This window comes from Actinomadura chokoriensis (genome assembly GCF_039529475.1).
Taxonomy (GTDB): domain Bacteria; phylum Actinomycetota; class Actinomycetes; order Streptosporangiales; family Streptosporangiaceae; genus Spirillospora; species Spirillospora bangladeshensis.
In genome coordinates this window covers 150,022-174,007 of sequence record NZ_BAAAMW010000011.1, presented here as the reverse complement: position 1 = coordinate 174,007, position 23,986 = coordinate 150,022, and the positions used below count along the sequence as shown (strand labels likewise).

The 23,986-nt window shown below is 74.5% G+C and carries 18 protein-coding genes; 12 read left to right on the top strand and 6 right to left on the bottom strand.

Annotated elements, in window-relative coordinates; genetic code table 11:
* The 9 genes from ABFX46_RS23930 to ABFX46_RS23890 all read left to right on the top strand — a co-directional run bounded on the left by ABFX46_RS23930 (position 1) and on the right by ABFX46_RS23890 (position 11,636).
* Positions 1 to 2,733, top strand: a complete 2,733-nt coding sequence (locus tag ABFX46_RS23930) for a helix-turn-helix transcriptional regulator (protein ID WP_346045333.1) — start codon at positions 1 to 3, stop codon at positions 2,731 to 2,733.
* A gap of 80 nt (positions 2,734 to 2,813) precedes the next feature.
* Positions 2,814 to 3,392: a Dps family protein gene (locus ABFX46_RS23925; RefSeq protein ID WP_346045331.1), complete on the top strand. Its 579-nt coding sequence runs from the start codon at positions 2,814 to 2,816 to the stop codon at positions 3,390 to 3,392.
* A 2-nt stretch (positions 3,393 to 3,394) separates the two neighbouring features.
* Positions 3,395 to 3,904, top strand: a complete 510-nt coding sequence (locus ABFX46_RS23920; protein WP_346045329.1) for a cupin domain-containing protein — start codon at positions 3,395 to 3,397, stop codon at positions 3,902 to 3,904.
* A 101-nt stretch (positions 3,905 to 4,005) separates the two neighbouring features.
* The gene (locus tag ABFX46_RS23915) at positions 4,006 to 5,073 is read left to right on the top strand and encodes a FecCD family ABC transporter permease (RefSeq protein ID WP_346045327.1); all 1,068 of its coding nucleotides are present in this window, start codon (positions 4,006 to 4,008) and stop codon (positions 5,071 to 5,073) included.
* Positions 5,070 to 6,116 carry a FecCD family ABC transporter permease gene (locus tag ABFX46_RS23910; protein ID WP_346045325.1) on the top strand — a complete coding sequence of 349 codons (1,047 nt, stop codon included), beginning with the start codon at positions 5,070 to 5,072 and terminating at the stop codon, positions 6,114 to 6,116. Before ABFX46_RS23915 ends, ABFX46_RS23910 begins: the two co-directional genes overlap by 4 nt.
* Positions 6,116 to 7,006: an ABC transporter ATP-binding protein gene (locus tag ABFX46_RS23905; protein WP_346045323.1), complete on the top strand. Its 891-nt coding sequence runs from the start codon at positions 6,116 to 6,118 to the stop codon at positions 7,004 to 7,006. The genes ABFX46_RS23910 and ABFX46_RS23905 overlap by 1 nt, the downstream gene beginning before the upstream one ends.
* Positions 7,007 to 7,089: 83 nt before the next feature.
* Positions 7,090 to 8,139 carry an iron-siderophore ABC transporter substrate-binding protein gene (locus ABFX46_RS23900; RefSeq protein WP_346045321.1) on the top strand — a complete coding sequence of 350 codons (1,050 nt, stop codon included), beginning with the start codon at positions 7,090 to 7,092 and terminating at the stop codon, positions 8,137 to 8,139.
* A 4-nt stretch (positions 8,140 to 8,143) separates the two neighbouring features.
* Positions 8,144 to 9,928, top strand: coding sequence for an ABC transporter ATP-binding protein (locus ABFX46_RS23895; RefSeq protein WP_346045319.1), 1,785 nt, complete (start codon positions 8,144 to 8,146; stop codon positions 9,926 to 9,928).
* A 7-nt stretch (positions 9,929 to 9,935) separates the two neighbouring features.
* Positions 9,936 to 11,636 carry an ABC transporter ATP-binding protein gene (locus ABFX46_RS23890; RefSeq protein WP_346045317.1) on the top strand — a complete coding sequence of 567 codons (1,701 nt, stop codon included), beginning with the start codon at positions 9,936 to 9,938 and terminating at the stop codon, positions 11,634 to 11,636.
* Positions 11,637 to 11,647: 11 nt separating this feature from the next.
* Here ABFX46_RS23890 and ABFX46_RS23885 read toward each other — a convergent pair whose 3' ends face one another.
* The 5 genes from ABFX46_RS23885 to ABFX46_RS23865 all read right to left on the bottom strand — a co-directional run bounded on the left by ABFX46_RS23885 (position 11,648) and on the right by ABFX46_RS23865 (position 18,185).
* Complete coding sequence (locus tag ABFX46_RS23885) at positions 11,648 to 12,904, bottom strand: NAD(P)/FAD-dependent oxidoreductase (protein ID WP_346045315.1); 1,257 nt, start codon at positions 12,902 to 12,904, stop codon at positions 11,648 to 11,650.
* Complete coding sequence (locus ABFX46_RS23880; protein ID WP_346045313.1) at positions 12,901 to 14,364, bottom strand: NAD(P)/FAD-dependent oxidoreductase; 1,464 nt, start codon at positions 14,362 to 14,364, stop codon at positions 12,901 to 12,903. Before ABFX46_RS23880 ends, ABFX46_RS23885 begins: the two co-directional genes overlap by 4 nt.
* Positions 14,361 to 15,794: an FGGY family carbohydrate kinase gene (locus tag ABFX46_RS23875; protein WP_346045312.1), complete on the bottom strand. Its 1,434-nt coding sequence runs from the start codon at positions 15,792 to 15,794 to the stop codon at positions 14,361 to 14,363. Before ABFX46_RS23875 ends, ABFX46_RS23880 begins: the two co-directional genes overlap by 4 nt.
* Entirely contained in the window at positions 15,791 to 17,341 is a 1,551-nt protein-coding gene (locus tag ABFX46_RS23870) for an amino acid permease (RefSeq protein WP_346045310.1), read from the bottom strand. The genes ABFX46_RS23875 and ABFX46_RS23870 overlap by 4 nt, the downstream gene beginning before the upstream one ends.
* A 76-nt stretch (positions 17,342 to 17,417) precedes the next feature.
* Positions 17,418 to 18,185 carry a DeoR/GlpR family DNA-binding transcription regulator gene (locus ABFX46_RS23865; RefSeq protein ID WP_346045309.1) on the bottom strand — a complete coding sequence of 256 codons (768 nt, stop codon included), beginning with the start codon at positions 18,183 to 18,185 and terminating at the stop codon, positions 17,418 to 17,420.
* 328 nt (positions 18,186 to 18,513) lie between these two features.
* Between ABFX46_RS23865 and ABFX46_RS23860 the strand changes: the two genes are divergently transcribed.
* Positions 18,514 to 19,443, top strand: a complete 930-nt coding sequence (locus ABFX46_RS23860; protein WP_428831301.1) for an endonuclease/exonuclease/phosphatase family protein — start codon at positions 18,514 to 18,516, stop codon at positions 19,441 to 19,443.
* An 11-nt stretch (positions 19,444 to 19,454) separates the two neighbouring features.
* Here the strand turns inward: ABFX46_RS23860 and ABFX46_RS23855 are convergent, their stop codons facing one another.
* Positions 19,455 to 20,237 carry an SAM-dependent methyltransferase gene (locus ABFX46_RS23855; protein WP_346045307.1) on the bottom strand — a complete coding sequence of 261 codons (783 nt, stop codon included), beginning with the start codon at positions 20,235 to 20,237 and terminating at the stop codon, positions 19,455 to 19,457.
* Between the two features lie 152 nt (positions 20,238 to 20,389).
* Between ABFX46_RS23855 and ABFX46_RS23850 the strand changes: the two genes are divergently transcribed.
* Entirely contained in the window at positions 20,390 to 22,921 is a 2,532-nt protein-coding gene (locus ABFX46_RS23850) for a molybdopterin-dependent oxidoreductase (RefSeq protein ID WP_346045305.1), read from the top strand.
* A complete protein-coding gene (locus ABFX46_RS23845) occupies positions 22,918 to 23,847 on the top strand; it encodes an FAD binding domain-containing protein (RefSeq protein WP_346045303.1) in 930 nt (309 codons plus the stop codon). Before ABFX46_RS23850 ends, ABFX46_RS23845 begins: the two co-directional genes overlap by 4 nt.
* Positions 23,848 to 23,986: the final 139 nt, after the last annotated feature.

Here is a 23,986-nt window from a genome sequence, read left to right as displayed (position 1 = left end):
ATGGCGCCGGAGCTGACGGGCCGCCGGGCCGAACGCGCCGCGCTCGACCGCCTGGTCGAGGCCGTCCGCGCGGGGGAGAGCCGCGCCCTCGTGCTGCACGGCGAGCCGGGCGCGGGCAAGACGGCCCTGCTGGAGGAGCTGGCCGGGCGGGCGCCGGACCTCAGGATCGCGCGGGCGGCGGGCGTCCAGTGGGAGATGGAGCTGCCGTTCGCCGGCCTGCACCAGCTGTGCCTGCCGATGCTGGACGGCCTCGGCGGGCTCCCCGCGCCGCAGCGCGACGCCCTGCGGACCGCGTTCGGCATGAGCGCGGGCCCCGTCCCGGACCGGCTGCTGCTCGGGCTGGCCGTCCTCGGCCTGCTGGCCGACGCCGCCGACGACCGCCCGCTGCTCTGCCTGATCGACGACCTGCAGTGGCTCGACCGGACGTCGGCGCGGGTCCTCGCGTTCGTGGCCCGGCGGCTGGGCGCGGAGTCGGTCGGCCTGGTGTTCGCGGACCGGGAGCCCGGCGACGACCTCGCCGGGCTCCCCGACCTGGAGATCGGCCCGCTGCGGGACGAGGAGGCGCGGGAGCTGCTGGACTCGGTGCTGACCGGGCCGCTGGACGAGCGGGTCCGCGACCAGATCATCGCCGAGGCGCGCGGCAACTGCCTCGCCCTGCTGGAGCTGCCCCGCGTCCTGACGGCGGCGGACCTGGCGGGCGGCTTCGGGCTGCCCGGCGCGGTCCCGCTCTCCGGCGGCGTCGAGGAGATCTTCCGGCGCCGGGCCGCCGCCCTGCCCGCCGCGAGCAGGCGCCTGCTGCTGCTCGCGGCGGCCGACCCGACCGGCGACCCCGCGCTGGTGTGGCGGGCGGCCGGGAGCCTCGGCATCGGCGCCGAGGCCGCGCCGCCGGTGGCCGACGCCGACCTCGCGGAGTTCGGGACCCGCGTGCGGTTCCGCCATTCGCTGGTGCGCTCGGCGGCCTACCGGTCGGCGGCGCCCTCGGAGCGGCTCGCCGCGCACCGCGCGCTGGCGGCGGCGAGCGACCCGCGGCTCGACCCCGACCGCCGCGCCTGGCACCGGGCCCAGGGCGCCGCCGGACCCGACGAGGACGTCGCCGGTGAGCTCGAACGCTCCGCGGGCCGGGCCCGCGCGCGGGGCGGGCCCGCCGCGGCCGCCGCGTTCCTCGAACGCGCGGCGGCGCTGACCCTGGACCCGGCGCGCCGGGCCGGGCGGGCGCTGGACGCGGCGCTCGCCAAGTACGAGACCGGCGCCTACGACGCCGTGCGGAACCTCCTCGCCGTGGCCGAGGCCGGGCCGCTGGACGAGCTGCAGCACGCGCGCGCCGACCTCGTCCGGGCGCGGCTCGCCTTCGTCGCGAACCGGGGCGGCGACGCCCCGCTCCTGCTGGTCGAGGCCGCCGGCCGGCTCGCGCCGGTCGACGCCGCCCTCGCCCGGACGACCTATCTGGACGCGCTGTCCGCCGCGATGTTCGCCGGGCGCCTCGCGAGCCCGGGAGGCGGCGCGCCCGAGGTGGCGGCGGCGGCCCGCACCGCGCCTCCGCCGCCGGTCGAGCGTGCGGCCGACCTGCTGCTGTCCGGGCTCGCGGCGAACTTCACGGAGGGGTACGCGGCCGGCGTGCCGATCCTGCGGCGGGCGCTCGCGGCGTTCGGCGACGGCATGTCCGCCGACGAGGAACTGCGCAGGCTGTGGCTGTTCAACGAGGCCGCGCTGCACCTGTGGGACGACGAGCGCTGGGACGCGCTCTCGGCCCGGTACGTCCACCTGGCCCGCACGACCGGTGCGCTGAGCGAGCTTCCGCTCGCCCTGAGCACCCGCGCCCACATGCTCATGTTCGCCGGCGACCTCGCCACCGCAGCCTCCCTGACGGACGAGGGCACGGCCGTCACGGAGGCGACCGGCGGCAACCTCGCCCCCTACAGCGCCATGGCCCTCGCCGCGTTCCGCGGCGACGCCGACGAGGCGGCGGCCCTGGTCGACCGCACCCGCGCCGAGGTCGCCCGGCGCGGCGAGGGCATCGGGACGGCCGTCGCCGAATGGACGACCGCCGTCCTGCGCAACGGCCTCGGCGACTATCCCGAGGCGGCGGCCGCCGCCCAGCGCGCCCTCGACCACCAGCGGTACCCCGAGCTGCGGTATCCGGGCATCGCGAACTGGGCCGTCGTGGAACTCGTCGAGGCCGCCGCGCGCGGCGGGAGCGGCGAGACGGCCGCCGACGCCCGCGACCGCCTCGCCGAGATGGCCGGCGCCGCCCGCACCGGCTGGGCGCTCGGCCTCGCCGCACGCTCCCGCGCGCTGCTGTCCGACGACCCCGAACCCCTCTACCGCGAGGCGATCGCCCACCTCGGCCGGACCCGCGTCCGCCCCGAACTGGCCCGCGCGCACCTGCTCTACGGCGAGTGGCTCCGCCGCCGGCGCCGCCGCACCGACGCGCGCCGGCAGCTGCGCACCGCCCACGGCATGCTGGAGGCGATGGGCATGGCCGCGTTCGCCGAACGGGCCAGGCGCGAGCTGCTCGCCACCGGCGGGACGGCCCGCAAGCGCACCGTCCCCGCCACGACCGAGCTGACCGCCCAGGAGGCGCAGATCGCCCGGCTGGCCCTGGAGGGCCTGTCGAACCCGGAGATCGCGACCCGCCTGTTCATCAGCTCCCGCACCGTCCAGTACCACCTGCGCAAGGTGTTCGCGAAGCTCGGCATCACCTCGCGCAGCCAGCTCGACCGCGTGCTGCCCTAGCGAGCGGACTGTGCGGTGGCGGATGCGAGCGCGCCGCCCCCGGCGCGACGATCGAGGCAACCGGCAGAAGGAGTTCGCCCATGACCGCCGATCACGCGACCACCGCGAACAGCCAGCCGTGGCTCCACCAGCGCGGCCGGGAGATCCAGGAGTTCGGCACGGTGCGGCAGTTCCCGCTGGCGCTGTCATACGACGCCCGCATGTACTCCTGCCAGCGCCTCAACCGGGTCCTCGCCGACACGCAGATCCTGTACGCGCTCTACAAGAAGCACCACTGGCTGGTCCGCGGGCACACCTTCTACCAGCTCCATCTGCTGCTGGACAAGCACGCCGGCGAGCAGCTGGAACTGGTCGACGGCATCGCCGAACGCGTCCAGACCCTCGGCGGCGTCGCCGTCGGCGACCCGCGCCACGTCGCGGAGATCACCGAGATCCCGCGCCCGCCGGACGGCGCCGAGGAGGTCCCGGCCATGCTGTCCCGGCTGCTCGCGGCGCACGAGACCATCCTCGCCGAGGCCCACGACGCGGCCGCGCGGGCCGCCGAGCAGGGCGACGACGGCACCAACGACCTGCTCGTCTCCGAGGTCGTCCGCACGGGCGAGCTGCAGGCGTGGTTCCTCGCCGAGCACCTCGTCGACACCCCGCTCGTCCGGGCCTGACGGTGGAGCCCGGCGACGTCCCGCCCCTCATCGTCGTGCCGCCCGAGCAGGGCGACACCGCGCGCATCGGGGGGTTCGGGGCCACCTACAAGCTGCGGGGCGGCGACACCCGGGGCGCGGTCGCCATCGTCGAGCACCCCTTCGCCGTGGGGACGCTCACCGCCCCGCACATGCACAGCCGGGAGGACGAGTACTCCCTCGTCCTCGAAGGGCGGATCGGCTTCCGCTCCGACGACACCGAGACCGTCCTCGGCCCGGGCGGCTACATCGTGAAGCCGCGCGGCCAGATGCACGCCATGTGGAACGCGGGCGACGTGCCCGGCCGCATCGTCGAGATCATCATCCCGGGCGGTTTCGAGAGCTACTTCCGGGAACTCGCCGACCTCACCGCCGCCTCCGCGCCTCGCGCGGACTTCACCGAACTCGCCGTGAAGTACGGCCTGACCTACGGCACCCCCGACTGGCTGGACGACGTCGTCCGCCGCTACAACCTCACCCCGCCCAACCACTGACGAGGCCGCGCGCGCTCCGCGAGCAGTGCTTAGGTTAGGCTCTCCTTAATCGATCTTCGATTTCGGAGGAAAGTGGTGCTAGCCGGACTCGGCCGACGCGGATGAGCGCGGTCGCGGCGAAGCGGCCCGCGTCCGGTCTCGCGTCCGGGGTCGCGGCGGTGCGCAGGCGGCGGATCGTCGGGCTGGCCGTGCTCGCCGTGCTGCTCGCGGGCGCCGCGGCGGGGTCGCTGGCCGTCGGCGCGCGGGCGCTGAGCCCCGCCGAGGTCTGGGACGGGCTGTTCGCGTCGCCGGGCCCCGACCAGCGGCTCACCGAGATCAGGCTGATCGTGCGGACCGTGCGGCTGCCCCGGACGGTCCTCGCGATCGTGGCGGGCATCGCGCTCGGGGTCGGCGGGGCGCTGATCCAGGGGGCCACGCGCAACCCGATCGCCGACACGGGCCTGCTCGGGGTGAACTCCGGCGCCTCGTTCGCCGTGGTGACGGCGGTCGCGCTGCTCGGGCTCACCAACCCCTTCCAGTACGTCTGGTTCGCGTTCCTCGGGGCGGCGGCCGCCGGGGCCGTCGTGTTCGGGCTGGCGAGCATCGGGCGCGGGGCCGGCGACCCGCTGACGCTCGCGCTGGCCGGGCAGGGCGTCACGGTCTTCCTGGCGGCGATGACCACGGCGATCGCGCTGTCGGACCGGCAGTCGCTGAACGCGCTGCGGTTCTGGAACGCGGGCTCGGTGGCCGGGGTCGGGTTCGGCGTCATCTGGCCGGTGGCGGTGTTCGTCGCGGTCGGGCTGGCGCTGGCGCTGGCCACGCTGCCCGCCGTCAACCTGCTCAACCTGGGCGACGACGTCGCGCGGGCGATGGGGGTGAACATCGCGGTGAGCCGGACGGCCGGCATCGTCGCGATCACCCTGCTGGCGGGCGCGGCGACGGCCGCGTGCGGCCCCATCGCGTTCATCGGGCTCATGGTGGCCCACGTGGCCCGCTACCTGACCGGGCCCGACTACCGCTGGCTGGTCCCGTACGCGGGGCTGCTCGGCGCGGTCGTCCTGATGGTCTGCGACATCGCCGGCCGCGTGGTCGTCCGGCCGGGCGAGCTGGACGCGGGCATCGTCGTCGCCCTGGTCGGCGCCCCGTTCTTCGCGGCCCTGGTGTGGCGCGGAAAGCTGAGGACCGCATGAGCGCGCCGGGCGTGCGGCTCGGACGCGTGTCGTTCGCGTGGCGGCCCCGGCCCCTCCTCGTCACGCTGCTGCTGGCGGCGGCGGCCTTCCTGCTGTTCTGCCTGTCGATCGGCGCCGGGGACTTCCCGATCGCGCTGCCGCGCGTGATCGGCACGCTCGCCGGCCGCGGCGAGCGGGTCGACGAGTTCGTCATCATGGATCTGCGGCTGCCGCGCGCCCTGGCCGGGCTGGTGGTGGGCATCGCGCTCGGGACGTCGGGCGCGATCACGCAGTCCATCGCCCGCAACCCGCTGGCCAGCCCGGACGTCCTCGGGATCACCCAGGGCGCCGGCGCGGTCGCGGTGCTGCTGCTGACGGTGTCGGGCGGGACGACCGCGGCGGTCGCCGGCTCGGTGGGCGTGCCCGCGGCGGCGCTCGCGGGCGGCCTCGGCACCGGCCTGCTCGTCTACCTGCTGGCGTGGCGGCGCGGGATCGACGGCTTCCGGCTCATCCTCATCGGCATCTCGGTGAGCGCGCTGATGCAGGCGCTCACGACCTGGCTGCTGGTCACGGCCGACATCACCGACGTCGCGCGGGCCCAGGCGTGGCTGATCGGCTCGCTGGACGGCCGCGGGTGGGCCGAGGTGAAGGTGGCGCTCGGGTGCACGCTCGTCCTCCTGGTGGTCGTGGCGGGGACCGCGTTCCAGTTCAGGCCGCTGCACTTCGGCGACGAGGTCGCGGCCGGCCTCGGCGTCCGGTACTCGCTGGTGCGGGCGGTCATGCTGCTGTGCGCGGTGCTGCTGGCCGGGGCGGCGGTGAGCGCGGCGGGCCCGGTCCCGTTCGTCGCGCTGGTGGCGCCGCAGGCGGCGATGCGGCTGGCGCGCTGCCCGACGCCGCCGCTGGCGGCCTCCGGCCTGCTCGGCGCGCTGCTGCTGATCGGCGCGGACCTGGTGGCCCGGACGGTGCTTCCGGTCGGCCTCCCGGTCGGCGTGGTGACCGCCGCGATCGGCGGGCCCTTCCTTGTCTATCTGCTGGTGCGGGCGAACCTGAGACGGGTGGCGTGATGATGAGGCGGAGGCGGCCGGCCGGGAGCGCCGGGACCGGGGGCGGGGCGCGGCTCGCCGCCCGGGGCGTCGCGGTCGGCTACGGCGGCCGGACGGTCATCGACGGGCTCGACGTGGAGATCCCGTCCGGGGTGGTCACCACGATCATCGGCCCCAACGGCTGCGGCAAGTCGACCCTGCTGCGGACGCTGTCGCGGCTGCTCAGGCCGGCCGCGGGCACGGTCGTGCTGGACGGCGCCGACATCGCCGGGCTCAAGACCAGGGACGTGGCGAAGAAGCTCGGCCTGCTGCCGCAGGCGCCGGTCGCGCCGGAGGGGCTGACGGTCGCCGACCTCGTCGCGCGGGGCCGCCATCCGCACCAGGGCTGGCTGCGGCAGTGGTCGTCGGACGACGCCGACGTCGTGGAGCGCGCGCTCGCCATGACCGGGGTGGAGGACCTGGCCACCCGTCCGGTCGACACGCTGTCCGGCGGGCAGCGGCAGCGCGTCTGGATCTCGATGATCCTGGCGCAGGGCACCGACCTCCTGCTGCTGGACGAGCCGACCACCTACCTGGACCTCGCGTACGCGATCGACGTCCTCGACCTGGTGGACGACCTGCACGAGTCGGGCCGCACCGTCGTCATGGTGCTGCACGACCTCAACCTCGCCACGCGCTACAGCGACAACCTCATCGTGATGCGGGCGGGCTCGATCCTGGCGCAGGGGCACCCGCGCGACGTCATCACGGCCGAGCTGCTGCACGAGGCGTTCGGGCTGCGCGCCGAGGTGATCGACGACCCGGTGGGGGACCGGCCGCTCATCGTGCCGATCGGCCGCGCCCATGTCCGCGAGGGCGTCCGCGCCGGCGTCCGCCCGGAACGGGACGACCAGCCGGAATCAGCTCATTAGGTTAGCCTACCCTTATTTGATCGTGCTAGGGTAAGGCCGCCCTTACCGGGCCGTAGCGGACAGCACAAAAGCGAGGATTTCGCATGCCCCTGCAATCGACGAGACCCACCGGATTCCGGCGGCGGTGGGCGGCGATCCTGTCCGCCGCGATCCTCGGCGCCGGCCTCCTCGCGGGATGCGGTTCCGACTCCGGCGACGAGGCGGCCGGCGACGCCCCGGCCGCGGCGGGCGGCGTGTTCCCAGTCACCGTGGAGCACGCGTTCGGGTCCACGCGGGTCGAGAAGGCCCCGCAGCGGGTCGTCTCCGTCGGCTACACCGACGACCAGGCCATCCTGGCGCTCGGCACCAAGCCGGTCGGGATGGTCGACCAGTACCCGAACCCGCCCGGCACGACCCCGGACATCAACACCCGGTGGCCCTGGGTGAAGGACAAGTGGGGCGACGCCCGTCCCGAGGTCGTCATGAACAACGGCGACTCCGGCCCGAACTTCGAGAAGATCGCCGCGCTGCGGCCGGACCTGATCATCGCGGTCTACTCCGAGATCGACAAGGCCGCCTACGACAAGCTCTCCAAGATCGCCCCGACGGTCGCGCGGACGAAGGCCGAGAAGGAGCCGTTCAGCGCGCCGTGGCAGGACAACGCGGTGCACATCGCCAAGGCCCTGGGCAAGGAGGCCGAGGGCAAGCAGATGGTGGCCGGCATCCAGGCCAAGCTCGACGCCGCCCGCAAGGCGCACCCGGAGTTCGTGGAGCAGACCGCCGTCGTCCTGTCCTGGTACAAGAACTCGGTCGCGCCCTTCACCACCACCGACGTGCGCGGGCAGTTGGTCACCGGCATCGGCTTCAAGGGCGCCGCCGAGATCGACAAGATCGCCGGCGGCAAGTTCTACACGACGCTGTCCCCCGAGCGCATCGACCTCGTCGACGTCGACCGGATCTTCGTCATCAACGACAAGGCCGACCAGGAGGCGCTGAAGAAGTTCGAGCTGTTCACCAACCTCTCCGCGGTCAAGGACGGCAAGGTGTCCTACCTGCTGGACAGCGAGGGCCCGGCGGTCGGCGCGGCCATCTCGCAGAGCACGCTGCTGTCCCTGCCCTACGCGATCGACGAGATCGTCAAGTCGGTCGGGTAGGTGCGTGGGCACCGCCATGACGCGCCCCGCCCCGGCCGCCCTGCGCACGGCGACCGGGCGCGAGGCCGCCCGATGGGTCGCGGCGCACTGCCGCGAGACGCCCTGGCCGACCGCGGCCGCCGTGCTCGCCACGGTGGCCGGGGCGGCGCTCCAGGTGCTGCCCGTCCTGCTGCTCGGCCGGGTGGTCGACGGGGTCACCGGCGGCGGATCGCCGTCGATCCTGATCACGGTCGGCGTCCTCATGGTGGCCGCGGCGCCGCTCGGCGCGGCGGCCACCGCGGCGTCGGAGTACCTGATCGGACGGCTCGGCGCCGACCTGCTCGCCCGGCTGCGGGAGGGCGCCGTCAAGGCCGTGCTCGGCATGCCGAGCGCCCGGATCGAGCAGGTCGGCCGGGGGGACGTGCTCTCCCGGGTCGGCGATGACGTCGCCGTCCTGTCCAAGGGCATCCGGACGGCCGTCCCCACGGTGTTCTCGGCGGGGGTGCTGGTCGCCATCGCCACCGCCGGCATGTTCGGCCTCGACTGGCGGCTCGGCCTCGCGGGCGCCGGGGCGCTGCCCGCGTACGCGCTGGCGCTGCGCTGGTACCTGCCGAGGTCCGCGCCGATGTACCGGCGGCAGCGGGCGGCCCAGGCCGACCGGGCGCAGGAGCTGATCAGCGGCCTGGACGGGATCGGCACCGTCCGGGCCTACCGGCTGGAGGACGCCTTCCGCGCGAGGGTGACCCGCGAGTCGTGGCGGGTGCGCGACATCGGCATCGACGTGTTCCGCCTCTTCGGCCGGTTCGTCGGCCGGGAGAACCGCGCCGAGTTCATCGGACTCGTCCTGATCATCGTGGTGGGATACGTCCTGCTGGAGAACGACGCCGCGAGCCTGGGCGACGTGTCGGCGGCTCCGCTGCTGTTCCACCGCCTGTTCAACCCGCTGGGCTCCATCCTGTTCACCTTCGACGAGGCCCAGAAGTCGGGCGCGAGCCTCACCCGCCTGGTCGGGGTGCTGGGGGAGGCCGCGGAGGAGCGGCTGGTGGGCGGCGCACCGGTCCCGGCCGGCGCCGCGGCCCACTCCGTCACGGTCGAGGGCCTGACGTTCAGCTATCCCGGGACCGAGGAGCCGGTCCTCCGGGACGTCGACCTCGCGATCCCGGCGGGCGGCTCGCTCGCGCTTGTGGGCGCGACGGGCGCGGGCAAGTCGACCCTGGCCGCGCTCATCGCGGGCATCGGGACACCGCAGGCCGGGTCGGTGCGCATCGGGACGGTCGACCTCGCCGGGCTGGACGAAGCCGGGGCGCGGGCCCTGGTGAGCATCCTGACGCAGGAGACGCACGTGTTCTCCGGCCCGCTCTCCGGCGACCTGCGGCTGGCCGCGCCGGACGCGACCGACGCCGAGCTGCGCGACGCCCTGCGCACGGTCTGCGCGGACGGCTGGGTCGACGCGCTGCCCGACGGCCTGGAGACCCGGGTCGGCGAGGGCGGCGAGCGGCTCGACGCCACCAAGGCCACCCAGATCGCGCTGGCCCGGCTGGTGCTGAACCGGTCGCCGGTGGTGGTGCTGGACGAGTCGACCGCCGAGGCCGGCAGCCAGGGCGCCGCCGAACTGGAGCGCGCCGTCCTGGCCGCGTGCCGGGGGCGCACGACGCTGTTCGTCGCGCACCGGCTGACCCAGGCGATGGCGGCCGACCGGATCGCCGTCCTGGACGCGGGCCGCGTGGTCGAGCAGGGCGCGCACGACGAACTGGTGGCGCTCGGCGGCCGGTACGCGCGGCTGTGGCGGGCCTGGCGGGCGGGCGGTTGAGCAGGCGATGACGACCCCGGACACCAGGGGACCCCGCACGGGGTCGCAGATCCTCCGGACCGCGCTGCGCCGCAACGCCGGCGCCATGGCCTCGGGCACCGTCCTGATGGGCCTGTACCAGGCGGGCGAGACCGCGTTCCCCATCGCGCTCGGCCTGATCGTCGAGCACACGATGCGCGACCGGAGCCTCGGCGCGCTCGGCCTGTCCGTCGCCGCGCTCGCCGTGATCATCACGACCGTGTCGTTCTCGTGGCGGTTCGGGATGCGCATCCTGCAGAAGGCCAACACGACCGAGGCGCACCGCTGGCGGGTCCGGGTCGCGGCCTGCGGGCTGCAGCCGGTGGCCCGGGACACCGGCCTGAAGTCCGGCGAGGTGCTGACCATCGCCACCGAGGACGCCGACCAAACCGCCGACATCATCGAGGTGGTGCCGCTGCTGGTCAGCTCGCTGGTCGCGGTGCTGATCGCGGCGGTCGCGCTGGGCATGGCGGACATCGGGCTCGGCGTGCTGGTGATCGTCGGGACCGTCGCCGTCCTGTCGGTGCTGAGCGTGCTGTCCAGGCGGATCGGCTCCAGCACCCGCGAGCAGCAGGCGCGGGTGGCGCGGGCCGGCGCGAAGGTCGCCGACCTCATCGCGGGGCTGCGCCCGCTGCACGGCTTCGGCGGCAACCACGCGGCGTTCCGCTCCTACCGCACGGTCAGCACGGAGGCGCGCGACCAGGCGGTCACCGTCGCCAGGGCGAACGGCGCGTACGCCGGCGCCGCCCTCGCCCTCAACGCGCTCCTCGCCACCGCCGTCACCCTGCTCGCCGGACGGCTCGCGTTCGACGGAAAGATCAGCACCGGTGAACTCGTCATGGCGGTGGGGCTGGCGCAGTTCATCATGGAACCGCTCAAGCTGTTCTCGGAGATGCCGAAGCACGTCATGGTCGCGCGCGCGTCCGCCGACCGGATGGCGCTGGTGCTGGCCGCGCCGCCGGTGATGGCCCCCGGCTCGGGGCGTCCGGCCGCGGACGGCGGTCTGGAGGTCGACTCCGTCCGGTACGGGTCGCTCCGCGAGTTGAAGTTCCAGGTGGCGGCGGGGGAGTTCGTGGCGATCGCCGCCTACCGGCAGCCCGCGGCCGCCGACCTCATGGCGCTGCTCTCCGGCGACGTCCCGCCCGGCGCGTACGAGGGCGTGGTGCGGGTCGGCGGGCGGGAGACGGCGGACCTGTCGATCGGCGCGCTCCGCGCGCACATGCTGGTGAACCCGTCCAACGGGGAGATCTTCGCGGGCACCCTCCGCACGAACATCGACCCGTCGGGCACCGGGCGGATGGTCGAGGCGGCCGTCGAGGCGTCGATGCTGACCGACGTCGTCGCCCTCCACCGCGAGGGCCTCGACCACAGCGTCCGCGACCGGGGCGCGAACCTCTCCGGCGGGCAGCGCCAGCGGCTGTCCCTGGCCCGCGCCCTCGCCGCCGACGCCCCCGTCCTCGTCCTGCACGACCCGACCACCGCCGTGGACGCGGTCACCGAGCAGCTCATCGCCCGGGGCATCGCCGGGCTGCGGCGGGGCCGGACCACCCTCGTGATCACGAGCAGCCCGGCCCTGCTGGACGCCGCCGACCGCGTCCTCGTCCTGGACGGCGGCGTCATCACCGCCGAGGACACGCACCGCAACCTCCTCGGCGCGGACGAGCACTACCGCCTGACCGTGGCGCGCTGACCGCCGGGCGGTTACCGGCGGAGCGAGACGTGCACGTCCCCGTCGTCCGGGCCGACCGCGTCCAGCATGCCGCTGGGGATGCGGAACACGCGGCCCGGCGCGGCAGGCCACGGCAGGCGGCGTTCGGCGACGGTGCGGCCGTTCTGGCTGACGGTGACGCGGGGGAAGGGCACGAACTCGTCCACCCAGGCCAGCAGCCGCCCGCGGGCGGGGCCGCGCTCACCGGGCCGGTGCGTCGACGGGGAGATCCAGCGCAGCGGCTCGTCCGCCACGATCCGGACCGCACCGCCCGAGCCCTTCTTCCCGGCCAGATGGTCGAGGACGCTCCGGGCGACGTGCGCGCCGTCGATGGCCGCGACGTCCGCGGTGTCCACGGGGTGCAGCATGTTGCCCGCCGCGAACACCTCCGGGCGGCTCGTGCGCAGCGCACCGTCGACGGCCGGGCCGAGCGTGCCGGGGTCGAGGTCGAGGCCGCCGGAGCGGACGAGTTCGTTGTCGGGGATCCAGTCCCCGGTGAACACGACCGTGTCGCAGGGCACGACGTGGCGCCGTCCGGTGCGGGTGTCCTCGATCTGCACGGCCTCGACGCGGCGCTTGCCGATGATCCGGGTGACGCGGGTGCGGGTGCGCAGCGGCACGCGCAGCCCGAGCCGCCCGGCGACGGGGAGCGCCGCGTACGCCTCGCCGTGCGGACGCTCCGAGGTCATGAGGACGGTGCGGCAGCCCGCCTCCCGCAGCGTCAGCACCGCCGACCAGCTCACCAGCTCGCTGCCGACGATGACCGCGCGGCGGCCCGGCCTGCGGTGCCGCAGGTGGACGAGGTTCTGCAGGTGGCCGGTGGTGTACACGCCGTCCGGACGGTCACCGGGCACCAGCCGCGCCGTGCGCGGACGCTCCCGGGCGCCCGTCGCCAGCACCACCGCGTCGGCGCGGACCTCGTACAGGCCGTCCGGCGCGGTGACCTCCAGCGCCCCGTCCGGGGTCCAGCCGGTCACCATCGCGCCCGTGCGGATCTCGGCGCCCGCCCCCGCCGCGCTCTCGGCCATGCGGCGCGCGTACTCCGGCCCGGTCAGGACGCGGTGCAGGTCGCGGACACCGAAACCGGTGTGGGCGCAGTGCCGCGGGATGCCCCCGGCGTGCCGCTCCCGTTCCAGGACGAGCGGCCGACCGGGAACCGCCCCCGCGAGCTCCCGGGCGGCGCGCAGCCCCGCCGGGCCCCCGCCGACGATGGCCACCGCGGGTGTCAGCCGGGTGCGCGTCGTGCTCATCGTTCGCCTTCCTCGTCGCTCGCCCCGGCGGATCCCCCGCCGTTTCCCCCGCCGGCGGCCCGCAGGCCGTCCGCCAGCATCCCGGTGACGTTCGCGCCGCAGTAGAAGCCCTGGCAGCGCCCGTTCATCGCGCGGGTGCGGCGGCGCAGCCCGTCCATGTCGCACGGCGGGATCGTGCTCGCGAGCGCGTCGCGGATCTCGCCGCGGGTGACCCGCTCGCAGAAGCACACGATCGTGCCGTACTCCGGGTCGGCGGCGATGCGCTCCGCGTCCGCGTACGGGCGGGGGAACGCCTCGCCGATGTTGGGCATGCGCGGCGGGTCGGGCAGATCGGTGCGCTCGTCCAGCTCCAGGCCCGCTTTGCCCAGCAGGTCGAGCAGGTGCCGGGCGACCGCCATGCTGGACGTCAGCCCGGTGGAGCGGATTCCTCCGGCGACGGCGTAGCGCCGCTCGGCGTCCACCTCGATGGTGTAGTCGGAGACGTCGCTGGCCGCGCGCAGCCCGGCGTAGGTCGCGGTGACCTCCTCCTTCAGCAGCCGCGGCATGATCCGCTCCCCGCGCTCCAGCAGGAACGCGTAGCCGTCCTCGGTCGTCGAGGTGTCGGCGCGGTCGGCCATGTCCTCGGCGGTCGGGCCGAGCATCACGTTGCCGTAGATCGTCGGGCTGATCAGCACGCCCTTGCCGAGCTTGGACGGCACCGGCAGGACGATCCGGTCCACCAGCGGCCGGGCCTGCTTGTCGTAGACGAGCAGTTCGCCGCGCCGCGGGTGCAGGTGGAACCGGTCGTGGCCGAACTGCGCGTCCAGCACGTCGCCGCCCAGCCCGGCCGCGTTGACGACCCACCGCGCGCGGACGTCGCCGCGGCTGGTGTGCAGGACGGTCGCGTCCTCGCCTCGGGTCACGGACTCGACGCGGTGCGACCGCAGCAGCCGCGCGCCGCGCCGGACCGCGTCGGTCGCCAGCGCGAGCGTGGTCGTCCAGGTGCAGATGATCGACTCGCCCGGCACGGTCAGCCCGCCGAGCGCGCCGGGACCGAGCGAGGGGACCTGCCGGTACACCTCGTCCGGGCCGACGATCTCGCTCTCGGTGTAGCCGTTCTTCTCCGCCTTGGCCTTCAGGCCGGGAAGCGCGGCGAGCTGCTCGCCGTCCCAGGCGACCAGCAGCGCGCCGGTCGGCTCGCAGGGGATGCCGGTGCGGTCGGCGTAGTCCTTGAGCAGCCGGTACCCCTCGGCGACCAGGCGCGCCTCCAGGGTGCCGGGGGACGCGTCGAAGCCGGTGTGCAGGATCGCCGTGTTCGCCTTGCTGGTGCCGTCGCCGACGTCGCAGCGGGCGTCCAGCAGGACGACGTCGAGCCGGTGCCCCGCCAGGGCGCGGGCGATCGCCGAGCCGACGACGCCCGCGCCGATCACCGCGACGTCCGCGATCCGCTGATCCGGCGGCGCGGTCTGCGGTGTGCTCACTTCTTCTCCCTTCCGATCGCGGTGCTCTCGACGGCGTCCCGCCACCGGGCGCGGAACTCGGCGGCCCGGCCGGCGTCCATCCGCGGCGTGTACGCGGTGTCCGGCGTCCAGCCGACGATCGCGTCGGGCAGCGGCAGCGCCGGGTCGGCCGCGCCGCGGGCGAACGCCACGGCCCCGAGCGCGGTGGCGTGCTCGGACGGGAACACCTCGACCGGCGTCTGCAGCAGGTCGGCGACCGCCTGCATCAGGACGCGGCTGCGGGTGAGGCCGCCGTCGACGCGCAGCCGCGGCAGGGCGGCGCCGGTGTCGCGGGCCGTGCAGTCGGCCAGCTCGGCGACCTGCGCGGCGATGCCGTCGAGCACCGCCTTGACCAGGTGCCCGGCCGTGCTGGACAGCGTCATGCCGGTGAACGACGCGGTCGCCTCCGGCGCCCACCACGGCGCCGACAGCCCGGCCAGCGCCGGCACGCACAGCACGCCGTCGGCGTCCGGTGCGGCGACCCGGTCGAGGTCGGGCGCGCCGCCCACCAGGCCGAGGTCCGCCAGCCAGCGCACCGCCGAGGCGGCGGTCGGGACCTGGCCGTCCAGGCAGTAGGACGTCTCGCCGCGGACCCGCCACGCCACCGACGCGGCCAGCCCCGAACCGGACCGGGCGGGCGTCGTGCCCATGTTGGCCAGCAGGAACGCGCCGGTGCCGAACGTGCACTTGGCCTCGCCCGGTTCCAGGCAGCGCTGCGCCAGCAGCGCGGCCTGCTGGTCCACGACGAGGCCGCCCACCGCGGCCCGTCCGCCGAACGCGGCCGTCTCGCCGACGATCTCGTCGCAGGCCGCGATGTGCGGCAGCCGCTCGTCCCCGAGCCCGAACACCTCCAGCAGCTCGGGGCTCCAGGCGGCCGTGTCCAGATCGGTGATCAGCGAGCGGGACGCCGTCGACACGTCGGTGACGAACTCGCCGGTGAGCCGGTGCAGCAGCCAGGTGTCGGACGTGGTGACGACGCCGTCGCGGGTGAGCCGGTCCCGGATCCAGCGCATCTTCGGCGCCGAGAAGTACGGGTCCAGCACCAGGCCGGTGCGCCGGGCCACCAGGTCCGCGGACTCCGCGCGCTCGGCGCAGATCCCCGCGGACCTGCGGTCCTGCCACACGATCGCGGGCGTGAGCGGCTCGCCGGTGGCGGGGTCCCAGGCCAGGACGGTCTCGCCCTGGTTGGCCAGGGTCACGCAGTCGACCCGGGCCCCCGCCTCGGCGACGGCGCGCCGCCCGGACTCCAGGACCGAGTCCAGGAGCTCCATGGGGTCCTGCTCGACCCCACCACCCGACAGGTAGCGGGGCCGCACCGGCAGTTCCACCACGCTCAGGACGCGGTCGGAGCCGTCCACGACCATGGCCTTGGTGCCCGACGTGCCCTGGTCGATGGCCAGCACGGTGGTCACGGACGGCCTCCGGGGGCCTGCGTCGGCTGACCGGGGGCGTCCTCGTCCAGGACCTTGTCGATGTCGTGCATGTCGGGCATGGTGAGCCCCTTGGTGCCGTGCCGGATCAGCAGGTACGCCAAGTAGACCGCACCGATCGCCGACATCACCGCGACGTAGCGCCAAGGCTCGGCGAAGGACGAGTCACGGAAGATCAGCAGCTCGTACACCAGCCAGCAGACCGCCACGACCAGCACCGGGATCTCCCAGCGGCCGAGGTCGAAGCCCTTGGACGGCGGCAGGCTCCGCCGCTTGGCCAGGTACAGCGCCACCGTCGCCGCGTAGATGATCGCGGGCAGCAGCGTCGCCGCCGAGAACAGCGAGAACAGCGCCTGGGTGGAGCGGGCGAACAGCGCCAGCAGGATCTGCGCGACCACGAACATGAACACGGCCGCGTTCATCGGGGTGCCGGTCGAGGGGTTGATGCGGCGCAGCAGCTGCCAGCCGGGGAACCGCTTGTCCCGCGACATCGCCCAGACCAGCCGGGCCCCGCTCAGCGAGATCACGAGCCCGCAGGAGAAGATCGAGATCACGACGAGGACGAGCAGGCCCTTGCCGACGTAGGAGCCGAGCACCCGGGTGATGACGTCCGCGACCGGGGTGTCGGACTGCGCGAGCGCGGACGGGTTCTCCGCCAGCGCCGTCACCGCGACCAGGAACAGCATGCCGAGCACACCGAGGCCGATGACGGCCTGCGCCATCGCCTTCGGCACCACGCGCGCCGGGTCCTTGGTCTCCTCCGCCAGGTTCGCCGCCGACTCGAAGCCGACGATGGTGAACGCGCCGAGCAGGAAGCCGAGCGCCCACGGCCCGACCGAGGTCGCCCCGCCGAGCGAGAAGTAGCCGTCGCTCGCGACGTCGCCCTTGCTGAACAGGGTGCCGAAGTCCAGGTCGCCGGTGAACGCGCCGACCGCGAACAGCAGCACGGTCAGCGACACCATGCCGATCAGCTGGATGGTGACCGCGACGGTGTTGACCCGCTGCGTCGCGCGGGTCGACAGGGCGACCAGGATCGCCTGCAGGAGCACCACCACGGCGGTGATGACCCACGCGTTCTGGCTGGTGCCCTCGTACTGGAACAGCACCGGCAGGATCGTCGCGGCGATCGTGTAGTCGACGGCGACGACCACGACGCCGAGGAACATGAACGAGATCCAGCCCATGATCCAGCCCAGCACCGGGTTGGCCAGCCGCGACGTCCACTGGTAGGCGTAGCCGCTGACCGGGATGCGGGCCGCGAGCGCGCCGAAGATCAGCGCCACGCTCAGCTGCCCGACCACCACGATCGGCCAGGTCCAGATGCCGAGCGGGCCGGAGCTCTGCAGCACCGACCCGTAGGCGGTGAAGATCCCGGTCGCGATCGACACGAACCCGAACGCCACCGCGAACGAGGCGTACCAGCCGAGCTCGCGCTTGACCTCCTGCGCGTAACCGAATTCCGAGAGCCCGTCACCGGACGCCGGCGGACCCGCCGCCGTGCCGCGCGACGGCGTGGAAGAATCGGCCATTGATCGTCTCCTTGGTTCATGAGGGGGTTGGCGATCGGGCCGGGCGACGTGGCAGCGCCGCCCGGCCACCGTGAACTCACCCGGTCGCCACGATGAGGCCGCCGGAGTCCTCCAGGGCCTCGCGCAGTGCCGGGGACGGCATCTCGTCGGTGATCAGTCCATCGAAGTCGTCCAGGCCGCACACCCGGTGCGCCGCGACGCGGCCGAGCTTGCGGGAGTCGGCGAGCACGTACGAGCGCACCGTGTTCGCGATCATCACGCGGCGGGTGGCGACCTCGTCCAGGTGGTAGTCGGTCAGGCCCGCCGCGACGTCCACCCCGCCGGAACCGAGGAACGCCACGTCCGCGTTCAGGTCGGCGAAGAACCCCACGGTATCCGCGCCCGAGCAGGCCAGGTCCCCGGTGCGCAGCCGCCCGCCCGCCACCAGCACCTCGACCCGCGGCCGTCCGGCCAGCTCCGCCGCCGCCAGCAGCGAGCACGTCGCGACCACGCCGTAGTGGTCCTGCGGCAGCGCCCGCGCCGCCTCCAGCGCGGTGGTCCCCACATCGATGATCAGGGTCTGCCCCGGCCGCACCAGCTCGGCGGCCGCGCGCCCGATGGCCGCCTTCGCGTCCCGGTCGGCGCCGGCCCGCTCGGCGAACGGCGCCTCCTCGCCCGACCCGCCGACGACGCTGGTCGCCCCGCCGTGCACCCGCACCAGCGACCCGCGCCGCTCCAGCGCCACCAGGTCGCGCCGGACCGTCTCGGCGGACACGCCGAGCATCGCCGCGAACTCCTCGGTCCGCACCACGGACCGGTCGCGCAGCGCCTCCCGGATCCGCCGGTGCCGCTCAGGCGCGAGCACGGCCGCTGACCGACTTTGTGGAAGATTGACCGAACATATGGGGAAGTGTGCATAACTATGGACTTTTAGTCAAGACAACCCCAGGTCACGGCCCTGCAACGACCCACGCCACCCCTCGATACGCCCCTCGCGGCCCCTCCCACACCCGCCCGAACCGCCCCACCCGCCGCCCCGTCCTACAGAGGGGCGAGCGCAGAGGAGCATGGTGAACCAGGAGCCTGCGACGGCGAAGATCCCAACGGCGACCCAACGCCGACCAGCGTGGCCTCGCATCCGATCAGCTTGGACGCGGGCCCGGTCGGCGTGGACCCGTGCCCGAGCGGCGTGGATGCGGGGCCGGTCGGTGTGGGCGCGGGGGCGCGTGCTTGCCGCGCTCGCGGTGGGGACCGCCGGGTTGCTGGCCTTGCATCGCCTGGTGCCCGGCCGCATGGGCAGCTTGCTGGAGGCGTTCCTGCCCTGGCTCGGGCTGGTGATCGTGGCGCTGCTCCTCGCCGCGCTGCTGCGCCGTTCGGCGACAGCACTGGTCGCCCTGCTCCTGCCGGTGGCGGCGTGGGCGCACCTGTTCGGCGGTCTGCTCCTGCCCGCGGCCGAACCCGGCCGTCGTGCCGTGGTCGTCGTCCAGCACAACGTCAGTGACGAGAACACCGATCCGGCGGGCACCGCCCGCGCGCTGGCCGCCGCGAAGCCCGACCTCATCGCGCTGGAGGAACTGGTGCCGGCGGCGCTGCCGGTCTACGAGAAGACCCTCGCCTCCGGCTTCCCGTACCACGCGGTCCACGGCACCGTCGGGCTCTGGTCCAAGCACCCGCTCACCGGGGTGCGGCCCCTGGACATCAAGCCCCGGGCGATCACGGAGACATGGAGCCGGGGGCTGCGGGCCGTGGTCCGGACGCCGCACGGCGACATCGCCGCGTATGTCGCGCACCTGCCCTCGGTGCGCGTCTGGCCGAGCGGCCTCGCCTCGGCCTGGCGGGACGAGAGCGCCGTCCTGCTGGGCAGGGCCGTCGCCGCCGAGGAGATGGGCACAGTGATCTTGCTCGGCGACCTCAACGGCACGGTCGACGACCGCGGGCTGGCCCCGCTGACCGGACGGCTGAACACGGCGGAGCGGGGCCTGGCCTTCACCTTCCCGGCGTCCTTCCCGCTGGCCCGGATCGACCAGGTGATGGCCCGCCGGGCGACCGTGACCCGGGTTCGTCCTCTTCCGGCCACCGCGAGCGACCACCTGCCGCTGGCCGCCTACCTCACCCTCGGCTGACGGGCCGGGAGCTACTTGACGGCGATGCCGCCGTAGACCCAGGCGCCGCCGGAGGCGGCCTCCTCCTCGGCGTCGGCGTGCCAGCGGTTCACCTTGACCAGGCCCGGCTCGATGAGGGTCAGGCCGTTGAACAGGCGCAGGATCTGGTCGTGGTCGCGGAAGTTCATGGTCGCCGACGCGTTCTCGTAGGCGGACCTGATGATCTCGACGAGGTCGGCCGGGCGGTCGTCCAGCGTGCTGTGGGAGATGACCAGGTGGCTGCCGGGGGCCATGCGGTCGGTGAAGGCGGCGACGATGCCCGCCGGGTCCTCGGCGTCGGTGACGAAGTGCAGCATGGCGTTGAAGATGACGCCGACCGGGCGGTCGAAGTCGATCAGGCGCGCCACGGCGTCGGAGGCGAGGACGGTCTCCGGGTTGCGCATGTCGGCCTGGATCGCGGCGGTGCGGTCGTCGGAGGCCAGCAGGGCGCGGGCGTGCACGATGACGATCGGGTCGATGTCGACGTAGACGACGTGCGCGTGCGGGTGGACGCTCTGCGCGATCTCGTGGACGTTGCCCTGGTTGGGCAGCCCGGCGCCGAGGTCGATGAACTGGTCGATGCCCTGCGCGGCGACGTGGGCGATGGCGCGGCCGAGGAAGCGGCGGTTCGCGCGCAGGGCCTCGACGCCGTCCGGGATGGAGGCGATGAGGTGGCCCGCGAGCTCGCGGTCGGCGGCGTAGTTGTCCTTGCCGCCGAGCACGTAGTCGTACATGCGGGCCACGTTCGGGGTGCTCGGGTCGATCCCCTGCGGCACGACTGGCTCCTGCGACACCGATGCTTCCCGTCTGCCGTGGCCGAATAGAACGTTCTAAACGATCATAGGGGCTCAGAACGTGCGTAAGCAGTGAATTACGGGGTCGGCTGTGCCACGATGGCGCTGATCACCCCCCGGCGCATGGAGCGCGTATGGAATTCACCCTCAACGGCAAGCCCGTCGACGTCGGCGCCGAGCCCGCGGAGACCGTGGCGGGGGTGCTCCGGGAGCGGTTGGGGCTCACCGGGACGAAGGTCGCCTGCGGCACGGGGGTGTGCGGCACCTGCACCGTGCTCGTGGACGGGCGCACGGCCGCGAGCTGCCTGCTGCCCGCCGGGACGGTGGCGGACCGCGAGGTCACGACCGTGGAGGGGCTCGGCGGCGACCATCCGGTGCAGCGGGCCTTCGCCGCGCACGACGCGCTGCAGTGCGGCTACTGCACGCCGGGCTTCGTGGTGGAGGCGGCGGCGTTCATGGACCGGTGGCGGGCCGAGCACGGCGCCTGCGAGCCGTCCCGCGAGCAGATCGCCGAGGCCCTGGCCGGCCACCTGTGCCGCTGCGGGTCGTACGTCGGCATCTACGAGGCGGTCGCGGCGGCGTGCGCGGGCGAGTACGACGGCCCGGCGGACGATGCGGCGGTGCCGGTGCGTGTCGAGGCGCTTGAGAAGATCACAGGCGCGGCGCGCTACACGGCGGACGTGGTCCTGGACGGGCAGCTCGAAGGCGTCATCGTCCGGTCGCCCCACCCGCACGCGAAGGTGGGGGAGATCCGGTCCGGCGGGCCGCTCGCCGAGCTGCTGCCGGCGGACCGCGTCGTCCGGTACGCGGGGCAGCCGGTGGCGGCGGTCGCCGCGCCCACCCGGGCCGAGGCGCTCGCGATCGCGGCGCGGGTCGAGGTGGAGTACACGGTGCTGCCCGCCGTCCTGTCGGAGGACGACGAGACCGTCGTCTACCCGACCAAGGAGTCGTGGCAGGAGGCTCCGCGCGCCAACGAAGGCCCGCTCGCGTCCGCCAAGTGGAACGGCAACGTGCGCGGGCCGGCCGGGATGAGCTGGCGGGGACGCACGGCCGTCAAGCGCATCGAGAAGGCCCGGAGCGAGGGCGGACGGGCACTGGTGGAGGCCACCTTCACCACGTCCGCGCAAGCCCACACCTGCATGGAACCGCACGGCTGCGTGGCCCGCTGGGAAGACGGCGACCTGCATCTCCACCTGTCCACGCAGGCCGTGACCCGGGTCGCGAGCCAGGCGGCCAAGCGCTGGGAGCTCCGGCCGGAGCAGGTCCACATCGTGGCCGAGCATGTGGGCGGCGGGTTCGGGTCCAAGGTCAACGTCACCGCCGATGTGGCCGCGGCCGTGGAGCTGTCCCGGCTGCACGGCGCGCCCGTGCGGGTCGTCCTCAGCAGGGAGGAGGAGCTCGTCGACGGAGGCAGCCGCCCCGGGGTGCGCATCGAGCTGGCCCTCCTCGCGGACGACGACGGCGGGCTGGCGGCCTTCACCATGGACGCGCACGGCGACGCCGGCGTCTCCATCGGGTCCAACGCGGCCTGGCACTCGCGGTTCTTCTACGGCAACGCGCCCCGCCGGATCCGCGACTACGACCACATCACCAACCGCGCCCCCGGCATCCCCTTCCGGGGCCCCGGCCTGCCGCCGATGCTGTGGGCGCTGGAGCAGGGCGTGGACGAGATGGCGCTGCGCCGCGGCGAGGACCCCCTCGCGCTGCGCCGCCGCTGGGACGGCAACGCCAAGCGCCACGCGCTCTACGACCGGGCCGCCGACCTGCCCATGTGGCGCGACCGGACCGACCCCGGCGAGGGCCGCATCCGGCGCGGCGTGGGCGTCGCCGCCGCCAACTACATGTACTTCGTCGACCCGGGCACCAAGGTCTCGCTGGCGGTCGAGCAGGGCGCCGTGGTCGCCCGCGTCGCCGCCCAGGACATCGGGACCGGCAGCCGCTCGGTGATCGCCGAGGTCGTCCGGTCGGCGCTGGACCTGCGGCCCGGCCAGGTGCGCGTCGAGATCGGCAACAGCGACCACGCCTACGGGCCGACGTCCGCCAGCAGCTGCACGACCCCGTCCGTCGCACCGGCGGCCGAGGACGCGGCGCGCCGCCTCCGCAAGGCCCTCGGGGGCCGCACCCTCGACGAGGCCGAGGGGCTGGAGGTCGTCGGCAGACGCCCCCGCGACCGCCGCGGCTACGTCACGCCCTTCCCCCTGGACCACTTCGCCATCGGACGCGGCTTCACCGGAGCCGTCGTCATGACCGAGGTCGAGGTCGATACCCTGCTCGGCCGCGTCAGGCCGACCCGCGTCTGGTGCGGGGTGTCCGCCGGGCACATCTACGCGCCCCGGCTGGCCCGCAACCAGTGCGAGGGCGGGGTCATCCAGGGCATCGGCTACGCGCTGTTCGAGCAGCGCCGGGACGATCCGGCCACCGGCACCGTCCTCACGGCGAACCTGGAGGACTACCGCATCCCCGGCATCGCCGACACCCCGGAGATCGACGTGCACTTCCACACCGAGGGCTGGGACCACGTCCCCGGCCGCGGCGTCGGCCTCGGCGAGGTCTGCACCGTGGCCGTCGCCGCCTCGGTCGGCAACGCCGTCCGGCACGCCACCGGCTGGCGCCCGCTCGACCTGCCCGTCCGGCCTGACCTGCTCCTGAAGGGGATCGGCGCGTGACCACCATCGAGGACGCCGCCGCGGCCGTCCGCGGCACCGGCGGCGAACTGCGCGCCGGCGGCACCGATGTCATGACCCGTCCGGGCCGGCCTCCGGTCGACCTGCTCGGCGTCCCCGGGCTGCGCGGCGTCGACTGGCAGGCGGACGGCTCCGCCCGCATCGGCGCCGTCACCGCCATCGCCGACCTGCTCGCCGACGACCGCCTGACCGCCGCCTATCCGGCGCTCGCCGCCACGGCGGCCGCCGTCGCGACGCCGCAGATCCGCAACGTCGCCACGGTCGGCGGGAACCTCCTCCAGCGCAACCGCTGCTGGTACCTGCGCAACCCCGCCTTCACGTGCCACCAGACGGGCGGCGACACCTGCCCTGCCCGCGAGGGCGACCACCTGTACTCGGCCGTCATCGACCAAGGGCCGTGCATCGCCCCGCACCCGTCCTCGCTGGCCGTGGCACTCCTGACCTACGGTGCCACCGTCGAAATCCACGGCCGTGGTGTGCTGGACGTCGCCGACCTGTACGGGGACGGCGGCGACCCGACACGCGACCACTGCCTCGACGCCGCCGAGGTCCTCAAGTCCGTGCTCCTGCCCGCTCCGACGGCGTCCGAGCGAGGCGCCTACCACCGCACCACGGCCCGTGAGCTGGCGGAATGGCCGCTGGTCGAAGCCGCCGCCCGCCTCACCTTCGACGGCGACACCGTCAGCACCGCCGCCGTAGCCGTGGGAGGAGTGGCCCGCACGCCGCTCGTCCTCCCCGAAGTGGCCGAAGCGCTGGTGGGAAAGCCCGCCACCGGGGAGACCCTCGCCGCCGCCGCGGAACTGGTGGTCGCCCGCTGCAGCCCCTTGCCGCAGACCGCCTACAAGGTGCCGCTGCTCCGCGCCACCCTGATCGACACCCTCACCGCCTGCGCGGTCACGGCCGGCTGACCGTAGACCCGCGCCGGGTGCGCCACCGAGGCGTCGATCCCCGCCGGCACGCCGTCCGTTCGGTCGTCCGCCACCACAAGACCCCCTCGGCCCGGGGTCTGCGCACGGGAAGTGTGTGGATCATGGCGTGAGATGCCGG